An 18393-nucleotide genomic window follows, 5' to 3' on the forward strand; every position below is an offset into this window, starting at 1 on the left:
GTGACAATTCGCTAAAGGTGTTAACTAAATATTATAATACTATTGCTAAAAGCTGAACATTAGGTAAATTTTATGTAAACAAATCGGTTGATAAACTTTTGAATATATTTCAAAAAAAAAGCTACCTCTGAGGGTAGCTTTGATGTTAAAATGTATAAGAGAGGTTTAAAGAAAATCCTCTTCCGCGCTTGAAGGATTCCAATAAAAGAGAGTCTTCGTTAATGGCAAATTTATTGTTGTTACCTAGCTCCATTTTATATAATGGATTTAGTAAATTATCTACAGAAAACTTAGCATCGATATTTTTAGTTAGTTTACTAGACCAGATGAAGTCTAATTTATGAAATGGTTTTTCATAAATGTTGTCCATCCCTGCAGAACCTACAGCAAATATTCTTGGCCCGTACACGCCATATACCAATGATATGGAGTTTTTCATTACTTCGCTAAATTCGAAATCATATTTCAAATCGGAGTTAATTATCCATTCTGAAGCTCCTTGCAATTTTCTGCTTGGATTGTTTTCAATAGATGTTGCACCGTACTCTACTTTTACATCTGTTTTAGATAAGGATGTGTTTAATCCGAATGAAAAATCAGCTAAAGCAGGTGAGATTCTATCCAATTGTAACAATAATTCAATCTCTGCTCCGAAAAGTGATGCTTCTTTTGAGTTTTTGTAGTTCATTTGTTGTCCACTTCCACCAGCACTTGCAATGAATATTCTTTCAATTGGATTTTGAATTTGTTTGGCGAATAAACCAACAGCAATTAATTCATTATTTTTTGGAAACAATTCATATTTCAAATCGATGTTGAAGTTTTCGGTGTTTTTTAAGTTTGGATTACCTAAGATAGATTTACCATCTGGGCTAATGTATTGTATAGGTAATAATTCCATGGTTACTGGTCTAGTAATGGTTTTAGAACCGTTAAAACGTAAATTACTAGTTTCTGTTACTTGGTATTTGGCATTTAATACTGGTAAAATATCTAAATTTTGATCATCTATTTTTTTGTACGGTCCGTTTATGATTTGACCAATGCTTCTGTAGCTTACGATTCTGTCTGAATTCTCAACTCTTACACCAGCATTTACTTCTAATTTTTCGCCAAAGTTGTGCAAGTAATTGATGTATCCTGCGTTAACAATTTGATTTAATTTTACTTTATAATCTGCATTTGATTCCTCGCGTACAGCAAGAATACCATTGTTGATGTCGTCAACAATAAATGAATTGATTGTGTTGATAGGCGCGGTGTAATTTTTGTTCACTGAACGAAGTCCTGAAAATATTCTGTAGGTAGATTTTAAATCATTTTCAAAAACATTGTATCCTACAGTTAAACGGTTGGATTTACCGTTTTCTTTTTCATTAAATTTAAGATTGTATTCTAATAAACCTGAAAAATAATAATTTCCTTTAATGTCTAAGTATTGTCTGTTCAAATGATTTCCACCGTAAGAAACATTGATTTCAGTAGGAGATACTTTTTCTCCAATGATGAACTTACGATCTGGTTGTTCGTATGATGTTTTAACGAAAGAACCACCAAATTTCAAGGTATGTTTTTCATCTGAAGTCAGTTTTACATTTCCGAACAATTGCGAGTTGATATAGTCAGACTGATCAAATTGATTGGTACGAATTAAAATATTTGGATTACTTGATTGGTTGTTAGTATACCCTAATTGATCTTGAATTTCACTATCGGTTGATCTTAAATAAAATGAATTTAAGCCGATGTCAAAACGATTAGTTTTGTAGTTGATCGCTGCCAATGCAGAAGCATTAGTTTGGTAGCTGTAACTCTCTTTTTGTAAATTGTTATCATAATCTCCAGCACCCAAAATGAAGGTACGGTCAACTCCTTTACGGATTACATATTTATTATCTCCGTTTAATGAAAGAGTATAATTGATTTTGTTTCCGTTTTCTAAATTGAATTTTTCAGCATGAATAAAGCCAACACTTGTGTTCAGAGGGCTTGATGTTTTATCAACATTCCAAGTGTTATTCTCATACGCATTATTATATTCGTCTGGAGTCATGATTTTGGTAGATGGCACTTTTCCAAAAACACCACTCAATTGACGATCTTTACCGTTTAATCCAAAAAATCCTTGTGTATTATTAGCATCGCTGTGGATTAAAAAATCAGCCGCGTTATTGTTGGTAGTATAGCCAACACCTACAGAAAGTTTAGTGATGCTTTTAGCTTGAACAGTTTCAATATTTACTGTTGCTCCAGCAAAATCTCCAGAAATGTTTGGATTGAATGTTTTGTAAACATTTAAAACACCAACAATGTCAGTTGGAAATATATCCAATGGGATGATTTTTGTAAATGGACTATTGGATGGAGCTTGTAATTCATTAATCAATAAATTATTGTAACGATCTTCTAAACCTCTTACGAAAAGTCCTCTTGACTCTACTTTAGTGATACCGGTAATTTTAGTTAAACCTTCTTCGACATCACTTACTCCTTTACGAGCCATTTCTTGCGCTCCAATACTTTGTTTAAAAACTACAGCATTTTTTTGGTCCAACAAGATAGCGGTCTCTTTTTCTCGGCTTGGAGCTGTTGCTTTGATGACTACGTCTTCAAGTTTGTAGCTACCGGATCCAATGGCTTTGTTCAAAGTAACTGTTGCGCCTTCTTTTACATTTACAGGTACTTCAACGGTTTCATAACCTACAAAACTAAATTGAACTACATAGTTTCCTGGTGAAACGCTAATACTATATTTACCATCAATATCAGTGTTAACCCCAATTTTTGTTCCTTTTAAAGTTACATTCGCAAATGGCAATGGTTGGTTATTCGAGTCTTTGTCTGATAAGATTCCAGTAATGGTTCCTTTGTTTTGTGAAAATCCAAATACACTTATACAAAGGGTTAGGATCAAAAGTTTTAATTTCATTGTGTTGTCTTTGTTTGTTGGGGGCAAAAATAGCGTGCTAGTGGTAAAGCCGATGTTACTTGAATATTAACATTGTGTTTTATTACCATTACATAAATGTTAACAGGTTAAATTAAAGTTAAGTAGTCTGAATGCGCTTTTTTATATGATTTCTTTATGGCTACATTTACGATGGTTTTTGTGAAATTTTAGTTATAAAAGCCTAAATTTGAATTATTGTAATAGATTTTGCACCATTTTTTATGAAAAAAAGAAGCACTAAAATTTTATTAGTTGATGATGAGCCAGATATTCTGGAAATTGTTGGCTACAATTTGGCTCAAGAAGGTTATCAAATCGTGACCGCAAGCAATGGAAAAGAAGCTGTTTTGAAAGCTAAAAAAGAAATTCCAGATCTTATTATTATGGATGTGATGATGCCAGAAATGGACGGAATGGAAGCTTGTGAAAACATTCGAAAAATACCGGAATTGAGTCATGTGATCATTACATTTTTGACCGCAAGAAGCGAAGATTATTCGCAAGTTGCAGGTTTTGATGCAGGTGCCGATGATTATATTACTAAACCCATTAAACCAAAATTATTGGTTAGTAAAGTCAAAGCCTTATTGCGAAGAGTAAAGGAAGAGACTCAAAATAGCGAAACGTTGAATGTAGGAGGGATAGAGATTAATCGCGAAGAATACAAAATCATCAAAGACAATGTCGAAATTGCTTTACCAAGAAAAGAGTTTGAATTGTTTTATTTATTGGCTTCAAAACCGGGTAAAGTATTCAAAAGGGACGAAATTTTGGATAAAGTTTGGGGCAATGAAGTTGTAGTGGGTGGACGTACCATCGATGTACACATTCGAAAATTAAGAGAAAAAATTGGTGAGGATTTATTCAAAACCATTAAAGGAGTGGGCTATAAATTTGAAGTGTAGTATTGTATACAAAACTTCATTTGTACCTTTTTATATTCTTGTAAAATCACAAATAATAACTTGCTATTAGGTTGTTATTTGTGATTTTTGTGTTACAAATAGAAGTTTAACTTCGTATCAATTCGTTTTTATAATATTTAATTTTTTTGCTTTGGAACTAAATAACATGGTTAAAATCAATTTTAAGAAAACCTACAAATTCGCGATCAAATCGGCACTATACATCAGTTTATTTGTAGCATTGGCATCCATTATTCTGCTTCAAGCTTTTTTCAAGCCCGAGTCTACCTTGATTTTTTCTTATGCCATTATTGCTTTCATAGGAACCTATGCGTTTGCATTTTTGGTTATTCAATATCGAGTGGAGCGCTTTATTTACCGAAGAGTAAAAAAAATATACGATGATGTGGCCTTGCTTGAATCCAGTTCTTTTGTCAATCAACCCATTACTACTGATATGGAAACGCTGACCCGTGAGGTTAAAAAATTCGCATCAGATAAGAAGTTAGAGATTGAAATGCTTCAAGTGCGCGAAGTCTATCGTCGTGAGTTTTTAGGAAATGTATCACATGAATTGAAAACCCCTTTGTTTACCGTTCAAGGCTATTTGTCGACCTTGTTGGATGGTGCTATTGATGATAAATCGGTTCGAAAAAAATACATCAAACGAGCCGAAAAAGGAGTGGAACGCTTGATTTATATAGTAGAAGATTTGGACATGATCACCAAATTAGAATCGGGTGATTTGAATCTTGAGTTCACTAATTTTGATATTGTAGAGATCATACAGAATGTTTTTGATTTATTGGAAATGAAAGCCGACAAAAAGAAAATCAAACTGTCTTTCGAGCACCATAATATTCAACCCGTCTTTGTGTATGGAGATAAAGATAGAATTCAGCAAATCGTTGAAAACCTTCTGGTAAATTCCATAAAATATGGAAAAAATGGTGGAGCAACTGAAGTCGCTATAGTGAACTTAACCAGTAAAAAAATACTAATCCGCGTTACGGATAATGGTGAAGGAATAGAAAAACATAATATCCCGAGATTATTTGAACGTTTCTATCGTGTTAACAAAAGCGGGTCTAGGTCTGAAGGCGGATCAGGTTTGGGATTATCTATTGTAAAACACATTGTTGAAGCCCATAAAGAAAAAATTTATGTGGAAAGTGAGTATGGCATCGGTTCAGAATTTTCATTTACATTAGAGAAAGCTAAACCTATAATCAAAACCGACACTGTTTAACCCAGAATCCGCATTAGACTTCGTAGCGAAACTGAATTATTCAATAAAAGCAGGAGCTCACGGACTATTTTTGAAGAAGGAAACAACGTTCAGCGAATACCTATATAAATATAAACCAATGAGCTAATACTTTTGTATTTTGAATTTAAAAATGGGAGTAAGTTCTTGGTTTTGAAGAAGAATTTAGTTGTAGTAGATTTCTAATGCGGAATCTGGGTTTAAGGAATTGTTGGGTATGATTATATCGTCAGTTCTGATGTTTGACAAATGCTTACTTTGTTTTTTTAGCAAACAGCATAATTTTGAGTTAACATGGAATGTTTAATTTTCCATTATTTTTGTAAAAATTAAATTGATTATTTTACATGTATAAAATAAGTTTCAAGGTCGTTATCCTTCTAGTTGTTGTGGCATTCGGTGCTTTTTCCTTTTCTATTCCTAAGCGAATAACTGTAAAAGGATCGGATACGATGGTGATTTTATCTCAAAAATGGGCCGAAGTGTTCATGAAGAAAAACCCAGGCATTAGCATTCAAGTGACTGGCGGAGGTTCGGGTGTTGGGATTGCGGCATTGATTAATGGTTCAACGGTGATTGCCAATTCGAGTCGTCCGATTGATCAGCAAGAGTTAGAAAAACTAAAAAGCAAATACAACCAAAACGGTATTCAAATTGCTTGTGCCAAAGATGGCTTGTCGGTATATTTAAATAATGCAAATCCTGTCAGCGAATTGAGCATTCCACAATTGGCCGATATTTTTTCGGGTCAAATCACGAATTGGAAACAAGTAGGTGGCCCTGACGCGAGGATTCAATTGTATGGAAGAGAAAGTAGTTCGGGAACCTTCGAGTTTTTTAAAGACCATGTGGTAAAAACAGATTTTGCTCGTAATTGCCAAACCTTGCCGGGAACGGCAGCTATTGTCAATGCAATAAAAAGAGATAAATTTGGGATTGGCTACGGAGGTGCTGCCTATGCGGAAGGCGTTAAAGATTGTAAAGTTAAGAAAGATGCAAAGAGTAAAGGTGTGTTGCCTTCTGCTGCTACGATAAAGAATAGAACTTATCCCATTTCAAGATATCTTTTTATGTATTTGCGAGAAAAACCCACGGGCGATACGAAAAAATTTATTGATTGGATCTTGAGTGCCGAAGGACAAAATGTAATTGTCGAAGTAGGTTATTATCCTTTGAAATAAACGCAATCTAAATATCCTTCTGTATCTTTATAGAAGGATTTTTTATCACTACTAAATCAAGAGTATGAAGGCATCCCGTGTTGAGCAAGCGACTTTTACTAAAGACAGCCTGAAAAAGCAATTTCGATGGTCTGAATTTTTAGCAGAAAAAATCATTTCCAGTGTTGCGTTTTTATCCATCGCAATTATTTTCTTGATTTTTGTTTTTGTGTTCAAAGAGTCGCTACCTCTTTTTAGTTCGTCTAGAGACCGCGCTCAAACCGAAACCTCCCAGCAGTCAGCAAATCCGTCTCAAACCGAAGCAATGGTTAAACCTGTTTTGATACCCGATACTTACGGTGACCCGATTGAAGATTTGGCTCCCGCAGCGGATGAAGCGGAAATTTTACAGCCAGATACTTACGGCGAACCTATAGAAGACCTTATTGAAAGTGCTCCCATTTCCGAAAAAAGTGCCCAACCCAATCAAGAAGGCGCGGATAAAACTTGGAGTACTTTTGCCTCCTCAGAATGGGTGCCTGTTTCGCATAATCCCCGTTTTGGGTTGCTTTCTTTGTTGGTAGGTACGCTCAAAGTAACGCTTATAGCAATGTTAATTGCTGGTCCCTTGGCGATATTGGCGGCGGTTTATACTTCCTGTTTTGCTTCAAATCGGCATAAAGAAATCATCAAGCCTGTAATCGAAATGTTGGCCGCCTTTCCATCGGTGGTGATTGGTTTTTTTGCCATGATGGTGTTAGCGTCTTTTTTTCAAGATATTTTCGGCTACGATTCGCGACTTAATGCTTTTATTGGAGGAGTTGCCATGGCTTTGGCTGCGCTTCCTATTGTTTATACCATTTCTGAAGATGCATTGTCGTCGGTTCCCAAAACGTTTACTGAGGCCAGTTTGGCATTAGGGGCGAGTAAGGCACAAACGGCTTTTTTGGTGGTTTTACCGGCGGCAACACCTGGAATTTTTGCGGCTTTGTTATTAGGCATTGGTCGAGTTTTTGGCGAAACGATGATTGCCTTGATGGCAACTGGAAATGCTGCTTTATTATCGGTGAATCCTTTTGAGAGTGTGCGTACTTTTGCAGCTACTATTGGATCTGAAATGGCCGAAACGGTGTTTGGTGAAACCCATTACAGCGTTTTGTTTTTTATAGGTGCCTTACTGTTTGTGTTTTCTTTTGTACTGAATGCTATTGCAGAGTTTTATGTGAAAGGAAAATTGATCAAAAAATTTCAAGGAAAATAAAATATGGAGACTTCAAACACGTCTGATGGTTTGTCTTTTTTTAGTTCAAATGCTCAAAATGAGGGTTTGAAAGGAAGGACTATTGTAGGCATTACGCAACTAGCGGTTTTTTTAATCATCGCTATTTTAGCAGTGATTTTAGGGATCATTATTTATGAAGGGCGGTCTAAATTTTCATGGGAATTTATCACTTCTTTTCCCACCAACGGAATGACCGAAGGGGGGATTTTGCCTGCCATTATTGGTACTTTTATTTTGGTGGTGGTCATGTCGATTGCTGCGGTGCCTTTTGGAACGATTACCGCGTTGTATTTGACAGAATATGCCAGCGAGGATTCAAAAATTGCGGCTGCGGTTCGTTTTTCGATTCGTACGTTGGCGGTGGTGCCTTCCATCATTTTTGGACTTTTTGGATTGGGTTTTTTTATTCAATTTGTGGGTGCGGGAGCTGATACTGTTTTTAATGGAGGTGCCTTGCGATGGGGACAACCCAATATTTTATGGGCTGGACTAACGATGTCTTTGTTGACGCTGCCTGTCATTATTGTTTCGGTAGAGGAGGCACTAAAAACCATTCCGAGGGAGTTACGCGAAGCGAGTTTGGCTTTGGGCGCAACAAAATGGGAAACGATAAAAAATGTTGTATTGCCCGGCTCTATTTCGGGGATTATGACAGGAACTATTTTGGCGGTGAGTCGAGGAGCGGGTGAAGTGGCGCCGATATTGTTTACAGGTGCGGCTTATTATTTGGCTTCGTTGCCCGGTTCGTTGAGTGATCAGTTTATGAACTTGGGTTATCATATTTATATTATGTCGACGCAATCTTCTGATGTGGATAAAACGATGCCGATTCAATTTGCTACGACGCTGGTTTTGTTGTTGCTTACCTTGTCGCTGAATTTGGTGGCGGTTCTGATAAGATCTAGAATAAGAAGCAGTGCAAAAGGGTGATGTTTTTTTTGCGTGAGGGTAACGGTTTTAATATAAGAGATTTTAGATTGAAGATTAACGATTCTTGATTTTAGATTTTTGAGCAAGTGAGTAAAAAATTAAATAATTTTCAGTAGCTTATACATCAGCAATCATTTTGATTGAAGATTAACAATACTTGATTTTTGGAGCAAGTGAGTGAAAAATTAAATGATTTTCAGTAGCTTATACATCAGCAATCAAAAATCGTTGATCAAAAATCAGCAATCAAATTATTGATTATCTCTTAACTTAATGGCATTTTGCGTGAGGGATAGGAGCAAGTACCGAAGTACTGCGGATAGCCCGACCGCAGTTGCGAAAGGCGCAAACTAACGGGTTGCTGAAGGAAGCCTTTTGCAAATGGGGTCACGCCCAACTAATTTTTTTAATTTGATACCATACAATTATGAAAGATGTAAAAATAGACGTTACTGATTTGTCGCTGTATTACGGTGAGAAGAAAGCATTGAGCAGTGTTTCGATGCAAATTCAGGCCAACAAAGTCACGGCTTTGATTGGGCCCTCGGGATGTGGTAAATCGACTTTTTTGCGTTGTATAAATAGAATGAATGATTTGATTCCGGGGGTGAAAATTTCGGGAAGAATGCTGGTGGAGGGCGTTGATATTTATGATAAAGAAGTGGATGTGGTGAATATTCGAAAGAAAATTGGCATGGTTTTTCAAAAATCGAACCCGTTTCCTAAGTCTATTTTCGAGAATGTGGCCTATGGTCCTAGGATTAATGGGATAAAAAATAAAACACAGTTGGACGAGATTGTCGAGGTTTCGTTGCGGCAAGCGGCAATTTGGGAGGAATTGAAAGATCGTTTGGACGATTCGGCGATGGGACTTTCGGGCGGACAACAACAACGCCTTTGTATTGCTAGAACCTTGGCGGTGAATCCGGATATTATTTTGATGGATGAACCTGCTAGTGCGCTCGATCCGTTGTCGACTTCGAAAATAGAGGAATTGGTGCATGAATTAAAAGAGCAATACACGCTTGTTATCGTGACACACAATATGCAACAAGCTGCTAGAACGAGTGATCATACGGCGTTTTTCTATATGGGAGAATTGATCGAAATGGGAAAAACGAAAGATATTTTTACGAAACCAGAGAAGAAACAAACGGAAGATTATATTACGGGAAGATTTGGGTAATGGTTGAACCGTTGAATTGGTTATTTGTTTAACCGATAACCGATTAATCTTTTTAAACTAAATAAATAGAGGATGACACATTTTGAGATAGAATTAGTAAAGTTAAGGGACATCATTACCAAAATTGGTGTTTTGGCCGAAACGCAAGTGGGTGAGGCGGTAAAAGCGATTTTGTCTGAACCTATTGCAGGGAAAGAAGTCAAAAAGACAGAGCATAAAATTGATAAATTGGACGTAAAAATCGAGGAGATTTGCCAAAACATTTTTGCGTTGCATCAACCGGTGGCTTCGGATTTGCGTTTTATCATGTCGGCCATGCAAATGAGCAATGAGATTGAGCGCATTGGCGATTTGTCGATTAGTATTATTAAGAAAACTAAAAGTATCAAGGACAAACATGATTTAATTACGAAGTTTGATATTGAGAGTTTGACCTATGAAATCATTCAAATTGTAGCCAAAACGAACGCCTGTTTTGTAACGAAAGAGGAAAATACTATTGGTGAAATTTTTATTTTGAATAAATCAATTCAGACCAAAATTGATGAGACCATTCATGAGATCATCAGCACTATGAAATCCAATTCGAAAGTAGTGGTTTCGGGTACTAATTTAGTGATGGTGTTGAAACATTTGGAACGCATTTCTGAGCATTGCACCAATGTAGCTGAATCGGTTTATTTTATGGTTCACGCAAAGATTATCAAACACGAGAAATTGGATCTTTCGGGAGAAGCGTAGTTTTTGGAAAGGTATTTACAACTTCGGATGTAATAGATTTCTAATTTGGGTTTTAGTAATCTTATGGTTTTTTAGTTGTTTGAAAAACAGCTAAAAGTTCCTCCCAATCTATTGTGGTATCCATTTCTGAAAGCCCTTTGTAATCGGCAATTTTTGACAGTATTTCAATTTTGAAATCGTTTTGAGTGGCATAAGGAACGATGCGTTCTTGGTCTAGTTTTACGGCCAAATACTCTTGTTCGTATTGTCCAGGCGTGGGAATAAAAAAGGCTTTTTTACCTAATTTGACCAAATCCATAATAGTGGTATAGCCAGAGCGGCACAAAATGAATTCACTTTCGTTAAAGGTTTGTTCCAATTGGCGTGTATTCATAAAATTGTAAAAGGTTACGTTGCCAACGGTTTCTTTAACTTGTGTTTTTTCTATGATTCCTTTTACGAAAACGACTTTACCTTTGAAGCGTTTTACCTCTTCTGTTAATTTTTCTTCTAGAATGCCTCTTTGGGGTTCAGGACCCGAAAGAATAATCATCAAATCGTATAGTTTTGGGCTCTCCTTTTTGTGCAAGCGGCTTAAGGGGCCAATGTAACGCACGGGAAAATGCTTTCCGCTTACGTGGCCCAAATCACCTGTTAAGTTAGGTGTTCCAGCTACATCGGGTACCCAGCATTGGGTGTATTTTTTGATAATATATTGGTGTATTTTACTAGTAAACCAAGTAGTGTTTCCAGTCATTACATTCAATTGATGGGTGATGAAAACAGAAGGCACCTTGGGACTATAAACTCCCAAACGGTTGTCTGAAATGATGCCGTCTATCTCGTATTTAGTAATCCATTTTTGAACCAATTTCTTCTCTTCCCGAATGGCTTCAATCATTCGTGGTAAACTTTGAATAAGTTTCCATTTGAAGTTTTTGCCGTTTTTGGCATATTCTATTTGATAAGAAGGTAAGACCAACATTTGGATGTATGGAAACTCTTTTTTCAACAATTCGAGTGCTATTCCATCTGAGGCAATGATGGGGGTAAAATTGTTTTCTTGTAAAGCTTTAATGATTGGAATACAACGGGTGGCGTGGCCTAAGCCCCAGTTTAATGGCGCAATGAGTATCGTTTTTGAGGTAGAATCCAATGTCATTATAGTATGCAATATTAAATATTAATTCGGGGGCAAGGTAGCAATAGTTCTATTTTGTTAAGTTTATAAACTATTATGAAAAGTTTAATTTAACAACTGTTTATATAAAAAAAAGGCTTTCTGTAAAAAGAAAGCCTTTGTGATTCTGTGTTTTACATCGAAACTAGTTTTCGATATAAGTTTTATTTCCGTTTTTGTTGATGTAGTATCGTCCACCTCTTGGGCCAGTGTACACTTTTTTACCGTTGTATTCACCCGTTACTTTGTCTGGAGTTTTAGGCGCTTTTTCGTTAGTTTCTTTGATTTTTACTTCGCCTGTTTTTTTCGCTTTAGTAGTTTTTTCAGTTACTGCTTTTTCGGCTTTACTTTTTTCAGTTTTGGCTTTTTTGACTTCTTTTTCAGCGGTTTCTTTTTCGGCAGCGGCTTTTTGGGCAGCTATGGTTGCTTTTCTTTTCTCGTTTGCAGCTTGTTGTTTGGCTTCTTTTTCGGCAGCAGACACTTCTGTTTTAGCTTTTGTGGTTTTCTTTTTCGTGGCTGTTTCTTGAGCGAAAATGGTGTTGGACGCAATAAACAAGCAACATAAAATCAGTATTCTTTTCATAATGGTAGTTTTTTAAATTAAAAGTGTACTAAAACTACTAATTATTTTTGTAAATTGGATATAAAGTTCTAAAAATCTTAGTGTTACTGTTGGTAGGAATGCCTCAATTTTCCTTCTAGTCCTAATAGGAACGGCATCCTCTTGTCTTGTCCTTACAACAAGACAAGAGATATAGTGGATAGCAGGAACCCCTGATGGCTGAAAAAGCCTTTTGTTGGCTCTCCTGATTATTTAATTTTTAACATATAAGTCAAGTAAGTTTAAAAGTTAGAAAAACACTATTTTGTGTAGTTGTGGATATTAGTCCATAAAAGGTAAGGTTATTGGTTTCAAGGCTCAATGAATCAGCTTAATTGGACTGCTATTTTTGCTTGTTTTTTGACAAATAAAATATATGTTATAACAATTTATAGCTGTCCTAAAAATAAGCTCTTAACTGTACATTGCCGGTGTGAATGGCAGCGCTGGTTTCGCTTTTGCGGCCTTGGTAGTTGAAATTAATGTCGAGAAATTGGGTGATGTTTTTTTGCAATAACACACGCCAAGTGATGTTTTGTCCGGTTTGTAAGCCTTCGAGCATTTGGAAACCCACGGCAGATTGTGCATTGCCATCGAATTTGTTTTGATAAAAAGAGAGTTCGCCGTTGAGGGTGAATTTGGAGTTGCGCGCATAACTAAAGGCGGTTCCCAAACGGTTTTGTTGCAAGGTTTCGGCTTGTGCGAGTTGGTTTTCTTTGTGTTGGAATTCATAAAGCAATTCCCAACTGGCGTTTTTAGAAAACAAATAGCTGATTTTTGGGGCGATTTGGTAGCCTTTGATGTCGAAATTTTTCTCAGCATAATTTTCGGAAACCACGGCGGTCGCCAAAGTCTTGGTAAAGAAGTTCAACAACCAACTTTTTTGAAACAAATGTTGGTATTGCAACTGGTGCGAGGCATTGCTGTTTTCCTGTGAGCCATTGGACAATAAACTCTTGGATTTGTTTTGCAAATAGGTGTAAGTGACCGAGTGTTTTTGTTTGCCTCGATTGAAAAACAAGCTATTTCTGAAAACGGAGTTGAGTCCCAAGACATCGTCTTTCGGGCTACCAAACGGATTCAAATCGAAGTTGCCACCTTCGTTTTTAATTTTTCGGTCCATAATGAACGAGGTTTGGTTGTAAAAATAGGAGGCTATTTTTTTGAACCCTTTTTCGTTTTGCCATTGGTTAGGATTGATGATTAGGGATTGCGAAAACTTATTTTGATGGGTTTTGATAAAGATTTGGTTGGGCAAAAACACGCGAATGTACTTGGCCAAATCGGGATAAGGCGCGATTTCGAATTCTTGTAATTCTTGAATGCCGTTACCGTTATAATCGTTCCAAGCGTACACTCCTTGACCCGCATTGACTTCTAAAAAGGTAAATTCTTGTTGGGCAATCGAACCCGAATTGGTTTCATAAGCCGTGGTGCTTTGTACCAATTGTTTCCAAAAACGGTCGTTGTAGACCACTCTCGAATTGAGTGACGGTTCTTTTTGGGCTGAATTATTGGTGTATTCTAGGACACGATAATTGGCAAAAACAGATAAATCGCTTTTGGAAGTTTGAAAAACTTTCGATTTTAAGCTGAAGGTCTGCGAGTGGTTGACGCGTTGTAAGACGCCATTTTGAATACTGTCGTTGACTCTTTGCAAATATCCCAAAGCCACGAAGACTCTGGTACTATCGCCGTGACCCGCAAAACCTCCTATTTCTGAAAAACGCTGGCTGATGGGAGTGAAGGTTTGTGTGCTTTTGATTTTCTCTTGGTTGTCTTCTAAGCGAAAAGTAGCGCCCACCCAGTTTTTCTTTTTGTGAAAACGGACTTGCGTTTGTTGGCGAATAAAATTAGAAGTGCTCAACAAATTGTCGCTTTTGAGTACGCTAGTCTGGTTTTGAAAACGCCAATTTGGAAGCTGGAAGTGTGCCATAATGCGGTGTTTTTGCCCAGAAAAAGAATCGGTAAAATCTAATTTTTCTAGTTGATATGAGGCATTGCCTTTTAATGTTCCTTTGTAGCTTGGGTTCCATTCGCTTTGGATTCCTGCGGTCAAGAAACTTTGGTTACCAGTGGTTGTGGTGCCCAAATTCCAATCTCTATTGAATTCGATGTTGAACAAGCGTTCTACGGTTTTGAAACTTTCGGCTATGTATTGGTAATTGCCTATGAAATCCAAATTCCATTTTCCAGTAAACAGACGTTGTTTGGTGTTGAATTTTGCAGCTAGTCCTTTATTTTGATTGTCATCAAGGTTAGAGAACAGGTTTTTGTCGTTGTTGCTTACGCCAATTTCAAAATCAGCACTGCTTTTTTCATTTGGATTGTACCTTCCTAAAAAGGTGGCGATTTGTAGTTTATTTGGAGCAATAAGCGGAATCGTAGGTTCATATTCTCCTTGTAAAATCCCGTTGAGTGGCGCTATGTATTCGTAAATTCGACCAATAGCTCCAGTGTTTTTCAAGAGATAATTTCCTTGATTTGGACCTATTTTGCTGAACCGAACATTGTACAAAACGGCTTGGTCATTGGTAGAAAATTCAAAATATTCGATGCCATTGGCACTTTTTTTCTCATATAAAATTTTGTTTTCAGAATATGAATCTTCATAGGCCGAAGGCGCATTCATTTTGCTGGGGTCATTGCCTGCATTTTGTAAAATGGCAACTTGTTCTTTGGATAAACTCTGTTGTACGGGTTGGTTTTTCAAGTCGCTTTCGGAATACAAATAACTGCCAAAACTCCAGTTTTTGTTTTGGTACATTCCACCTCCATAGCCTACAATTCGGGTGTAGTTTTGGTCTGTAAATTGGTATTCGACTACAATTCGCATTTCGGAAGTGATGGTGAATAAAGGCGTAAAGACCAACTCACCCGCGTTGTAATCCATCACATAATCGTTGTTTTCTCCTCGTTTTAGCAAATTGCCATTGACATACACGCGCTCCGAACCCGAAACAATCAATACGTAGGCTTCTTGATTATTTCCTTTGAGTTTATAAGGCCCTTGATTGCCTTCTTGACCAATAAACGCACTTCTGGCATATTGACCTCTGACCAAACCAACAGCAGCCTCGATTTTGGTGTGTTTCTCGGTGTCGCCCCAATCGAATTGAGTACTCAATCCCTGTACTTTTTTGTTGAAATTCAAAAACTGAGCCGTTCGATTTTCTAAAAACAAATCGCCTCCGCGGACTCTCCAATCCTTGCTGTACAATTCCATAAAAATATTGTCAAACTGGTCCAGTTTTTGCGAATAGCCTCCGTCTTGTAACGGAATATTGCTGTCTTGAATCGAGGCACTAATACTTACTTTGTCGGAGAGTTTACCGCTGATTTGTAAGTCCAAATTCGAGTTGAGCACAGCGTTTTGATTGTTGCCGACCGTTACTCCTCGCGTGATGCTTCCAGAGGTGTTGAGCCCATCAAAAGGAGTTGCTTTTTTGGGATTCGTATCAGTCATTTGATATAAAGTGCCCATCAGCGTCTCGTTATTGACCACTAGACTATCCGAGTAGACTTGGTAGGTTTTGGTTAAAAAATCGGGATACTTTAGGTACTGAACCGTTAGTTCTTCAGAGTTAAGTTGCGAAAGAGATTGTAACAACAAATAGCCTTTTTCAAAATTCACGCTGTAGTTTGTGGTAGCAAGTGTCTCCTTTTTGTCGGTTGTAATTTTAAAAAAGCTCGGATTGATGCTTGTTTTTTCTAACCAAATGGTATCGGTAGTAACACGGATTTTTTTAGTGCGATAGGACGATTGATTTTCCTGCGCGTATACGCCAGAAAGCCAAAAGAAGACTCCAAGAAGCACAATTTTATTCCACATAGCTACGATAACGTCCAATGTTCAAAAGTAGTATTTAATAGTGAATGGCAGTTAGTAATTAGTGAATAGTGATTCGCAATTAGATAGATTTTGTAGTGAAGAATTATAATTATATTGGTGATTTAAGGTTGAAAAGTACTGTTCTTTCGATTTTTGAATTTGGTTTTGTAGGAAATAATGGTATATTTGAAAAAGGATAGAAAGTAGTAATCCTACAATATCAATCTTTAATTGAGTACTTAAAATCATTTTATGTTTTTCAATTTATTTACTGTTTTTAATCCTTCTGAAGAAAGTCACCCGTCTTACGATTGGAAGGCAAAAATCAAAAACCTTCTGTTGTCTTATTGCTATATGTATTTAGCAATCATACTAAGTGTTCTTTTTTTGCTAAGACCACTTGACTATTTAGTTACCGACATATTGGGTTTTCCCTCTTTAATGGAGGCAATAGAAAAATCTAGTGACAGGATTGCTACTATTTCTTTTTGGTTTGTTGTTATAATAATACCAATTATCGAAGAGATTTTATTTCGCCTTTTTTTGAATTTCAAGAAAAAGGAAATTTGTCTCAGTGTATTTTTGATGTTGCTGTTGGTATTGGGAATTCGGTTTACTAGTGAAGCCTTTTTTTTGATTTCTACTTGGGTAAAGGTTGGAATTTCACTTTCGGTTGTTGTAGTGCTGTATTTTTTTGTAATTGACAACATCAAGTTTTCAATTCGTTTACAAAGAAGCCTAACGATAGTTTCAATAATAGCATTTGGTCTGATGCATATTGATAACTTAGAAAAGATATATTATTCTTTACTATTAATCTATCCATTCTTTGTTCTTCCACAAATATTGATTGGTTATTTTGCTACTAATTTGAGATTAAAACAAGGTTTTGTATGGGGAATACTGCTACATTGTATGACTAATTTGACTTTTTTTCTGCTGCATTTACTTTTTTAAAAATAATAAACTATAGTAATTTACGTTGGAAATTACAGTTAACCAACCCAACCTAAATTTATGAAAGTATTCAAAATTACGCTCAGCTTGTTGTTTCTTACTTCCCTTTGTTTTTCTCAAAACATCGTTTTAAAATTTATTGGCGATAATGACGATGGTATTTCATTTATTGGTTACTCCGAAAAATTTTTGATTGGCCCCAGAGGTTTCAGTCCTGGAGAACGAGAATTGGTGTTTAAACTCAATCAGCCAGCAGTGATTAAATGTACGCATTACAAAAAGCCAATACCCATTTTTGCTTTGCCTAATGAAGTGATTGAATTTGATTTCAATGAAAAAGGACTAATAGAATATTCTTGTAAAACCAACAAGTACCGAGCAACCGAATCGCAGTATTTGAATGAGAGTTTTGAAAAGTATGGAGTTGCAGAAAGTTTCTCTGATTATAATGAACTAAAAAGAATTCGTTCAATAAATAAGATGTTGAAAAATTTTGACCCAACGTATCAAAAAGAACAAGAATTCTTAGAAAGTAATTTTAAATCTGGAAAAGTTTCTAAAGAATTTTATTCGTATTTTAAAATGATGTATTGGTCTTTGATTAAAACGAATGAACTTGAAAAGGGAACTGTTGCTCCGGCAACTATTTCTGCAATAGAAGAGAGTTTTAAGGGAGCAGATTCCCTTTTTGTGGTGGATAAATATCGTTCATTAGTAGGCAGGTACATTGACAAAACTTTATCTAAATCAACCCAAAAAGCTACGTTATTTGAGGAGTTAACATTCGTAGTAACCACTTTTCAAAGTCAAAAAGTCAAAGATTATTTCTTGTTTAAGAATTTGAATTTTGCTTTAAATGACCCAAAATCGACAACTAAAGTAGATCAACCCTCTATTGATTTATTTCGTAAGCATTGTAAAGACCAAGAATATCTTGATGCTATCAATTTAGATTTACAACCTAAGAACACGCCATTTGTGTTGCAAAGTAAAATTGATAAGTACAAAGGGCAATTGGTTTTGGTCGATTTTTGGGCATCGTGGTGTAAGCCGTGCAGAGCAGAATTCCCTGCTGAAAAAGCTTTGATGGATAAGTTTCCAGCAGTAGCGTTTGTCTTTGTTTCTACTGATCAAAGTGCAGCAGCTTGGGAAAAAGCAATGCTTCAGTATCCCAAAATTTTAAATAAAGACAATAGTTTTTTGCTAACAAAATCAGAAGAAGACCTATTAATGAAAGAGATTAAGATTTATTCTATACCTCGTTATGTTTTGTTTGGAAAAGATGGTAAAATACTTCACAAAGACGCCCCTAGACCTTCAAGTCCAGATATTGAAAAGTTATTACAACGTCATTTGTAATTCATAAATTGATGTTTTCAATAAAAAAGACCATTTTAAAATATTTTCAAAATGGTCTTTTTTG

13 protein-coding genes are annotated in these 18393 nt (G+C 36.2%); 9 read left to right on the forward strand and 4 right to left on the reverse strand.

The annotated features are described in order from the left end of the window. Positions 1–145 precede the first annotated feature (145 nt). Positions 146–2929, reverse strand: coding sequence for a TonB-dependent receptor (locus tag AO58_RS0111780; protein ID WP_024981899.1), 2784 nt, complete (start codon positions 2927–2929; stop codon positions 146–148). Positions 2930–3171: 242 nt separating this feature from the next. Here AO58_RS0111780 and AO58_RS0111785 point away from each other — a divergent pair, with 242 nt between their 5' ends. The 7 genes from AO58_RS0111785 to phoU all read left to right on the forward strand — a co-directional run bounded on the left by AO58_RS0111785 (position 3172) and on the right by phoU (position 10421). Then, positions 3172–3855 carry a response regulator transcription factor gene (locus AO58_RS0111785; RefSeq protein ID WP_024981900.1) on the forward strand — a complete coding sequence of 228 codons (684 nt, stop codon included), beginning with the start codon at positions 3172–3174 and terminating at the stop codon, positions 3853–3855. Positions 3856–4021: 166 nt separating this feature from the next. Next, positions 4022–5104: a sensor histidine kinase gene (locus AO58_RS0111790; protein ID WP_024981901.1), complete on the forward strand. Its 1083-nt coding sequence runs from the start codon at positions 4022–4024 to the stop codon at positions 5102–5104. 365 nt (positions 5105–5469) lie between these two features. Continuing rightward, a complete protein-coding gene (locus tag AO58_RS0111795; RefSeq protein ID WP_024981902.1) occupies positions 5470–6303 on the forward strand; it encodes a phosphate ABC transporter substrate-binding protein in 834 nt (277 codons plus the stop codon). Between the two features lie 64 nt (positions 6304–6367). Further along, complete coding sequence (gene pstC / locus AO58_RS0111800) at positions 6368–7543, forward strand: phosphate ABC transporter permease subunit PstC (protein WP_024981903.1); 1176 nt, start codon at positions 6368–6370, stop codon at positions 7541–7543. Between the two features lie 3 nt (positions 7544–7546). Continuing rightward, positions 7547–8494, forward strand: a complete 948-nt coding sequence (pstA, locus tag AO58_RS0111805) for a phosphate ABC transporter permease PstA (RefSeq protein ID WP_024981904.1) — start codon at positions 7547–7549, stop codon at positions 8492–8494. A gap of 427 nt (positions 8495–8921) precedes the next feature. Continuing rightward, a complete protein-coding gene (pstB, locus tag AO58_RS0111810; RefSeq protein ID WP_035717738.1) occupies positions 8922–9680 on the forward strand; it encodes a phosphate ABC transporter ATP-binding protein PstB in 759 nt (252 codons plus the stop codon). Positions 9681–9752: 72 nt separating this feature from the next. Next, positions 9753–10421, forward strand: coding sequence for a phosphate signaling complex protein PhoU (phoU, locus tag AO58_RS0111815; protein ID WP_024981906.1), 669 nt, complete (start codon positions 9753–9755; stop codon positions 10419–10421). A gap of 61 nt (positions 10422–10482) precedes the next feature. On the opposite strand, the gene AO58_RS0111820 is transcribed toward phoU, so the two are convergent. The 3 genes from AO58_RS0111820 to AO58_RS0111830 form a co-directional block, all read right to left on the reverse strand. Further along, positions 10483–11562, reverse strand: coding sequence for a glycosyltransferase (locus AO58_RS0111820; RefSeq protein WP_024981907.1), 1080 nt, complete (start codon positions 11560–11562; stop codon positions 10483–10485). 163 nt (positions 11563–11725) lie between these two features. Continuing rightward, the gene (locus AO58_RS0111825) at positions 11726–12163 is read right to left on the reverse strand and encodes a hypothetical protein (RefSeq protein ID WP_024981908.1); all 438 of its coding nucleotides are present in this window, start codon (positions 12161–12163) and stop codon (positions 11726–11728) included. 418 nt (positions 12164–12581) lie between these two features. Continuing rightward, positions 12582–16013: a DUF8818 domain-containing protein gene (locus AO58_RS0111830; RefSeq protein ID WP_024981909.1), complete on the reverse strand. Its 3432-nt coding sequence runs from the start codon at positions 16011–16013 to the stop codon at positions 12582–12584. A 252-nt stretch (positions 16014–16265) separates the two neighbouring features. On the opposite strand from AO58_RS0111830, the gene AO58_RS17810 reads away from it, so the two are divergent. Further along, entirely contained in the window at positions 16266–16970 is a 705-nt protein-coding gene (locus tag AO58_RS17810; RefSeq protein WP_074917642.1) for a CPBP family glutamic-type intramembrane protease, read from the forward strand. Positions 16971–17030: 60 nt separating this feature from the next. Beyond that, positions 17031–18329, forward strand: a complete 1299-nt coding sequence (locus AO58_RS0111840) for a TlpA family protein disulfide reductase (protein ID WP_024981911.1) — start codon at positions 17031–17033, stop codon at positions 18327–18329. Positions 18330–18393: the final 64 nt, after the last annotated feature.

The organism is Flavobacterium succinicans LMG 10402, assembly GCF_000611675.1.
Classification (GTDB): domain Bacteria; phylum Bacteroidota; class Bacteroidia; order Flavobacteriales; family Flavobacteriaceae; genus Flavobacterium; species Flavobacterium succinicans.

What these genes read in the sequence shown, in the direction of transcription:
- AO58_RS0111780 (WP_024981899.1), bottom strand. Translation starts at nt 2,929, where the DNA reads ATGAAATTAAAACTTTTGATCCTAACCCTTTGTATAAGTGTATTTGGA.
- AO58_RS0111785 (WP_024981900.1), top strand. Translation starts at nt 3,172, where the DNA reads ATGAAAAAAAGAAGCACTAAAATTTTATTAGTTGATGATGAGCCAGAT.
- AO58_RS0111790 (WP_024981901.1), top strand. Translation starts at nt 4,022, where the DNA reads ATGGTTAAAATCAATTTTAAGAAAACCTACAAATTCGCGATCAAATCG.
- AO58_RS0111795 (WP_024981902.1), top strand. Translation starts at nt 5,470, where the DNA reads ATGTATAAAATAAGTTTCAAGGTCGTTATCCTTCTAGTTGTTGTGGCA.
- pstC (WP_024981903.1), top strand. Translation starts at nt 6,368, where the DNA reads ATGAAGGCATCCCGTGTTGAGCAAGCGACTTTTACTAAAGACAGCCTG.
- pstA (WP_024981904.1), top strand. Translation starts at nt 7,547, where the DNA reads ATGGAGACTTCAAACACGTCTGATGGTTTGTCTTTTTTTAGTTCAAAT.
- pstB (WP_035717738.1), top strand. Translation starts at nt 8,922, where the DNA reads ATGAAAGATGTAAAAATAGACGTTACTGATTTGTCGCTGTATTACGGT.
- phoU (WP_024981906.1), top strand. Translation starts at nt 9,753, where the DNA reads ATGACACATTTTGAGATAGAATTAGTAAAGTTAAGGGACATCATTACC.
- AO58_RS0111820 (WP_024981907.1), bottom strand. Translation starts at nt 11,562, where the DNA reads ATGACATTGGATTCTACCTCAAAAACGATACTCATTGCGCCATTAAAC.
- AO58_RS0111825 (WP_024981908.1), bottom strand. Translation starts at nt 12,163, where the DNA reads ATGAAAAGAATACTGATTTTATGTTGCTTGTTTATTGCGTCCAACACC.
- AO58_RS0111830 (WP_024981909.1), bottom strand. Translation starts at nt 16,013, where the DNA reads ATGTGGAATAAAATTGTGCTTCTTGGAGTCTTCTTTTGGCTTTCTGGC.
- AO58_RS17810 (WP_074917642.1), top strand. Translation starts at nt 16,266, where the DNA reads ATGTTTTTCAATTTATTTACTGTTTTTAATCCTTCTGAAGAAAGTCAC.
- AO58_RS0111840 (WP_024981911.1), top strand. Translation starts at nt 17,031, where the DNA reads ATGAAAGTATTCAAAATTACGCTCAGCTTGTTGTTTCTTACTTCCCTT.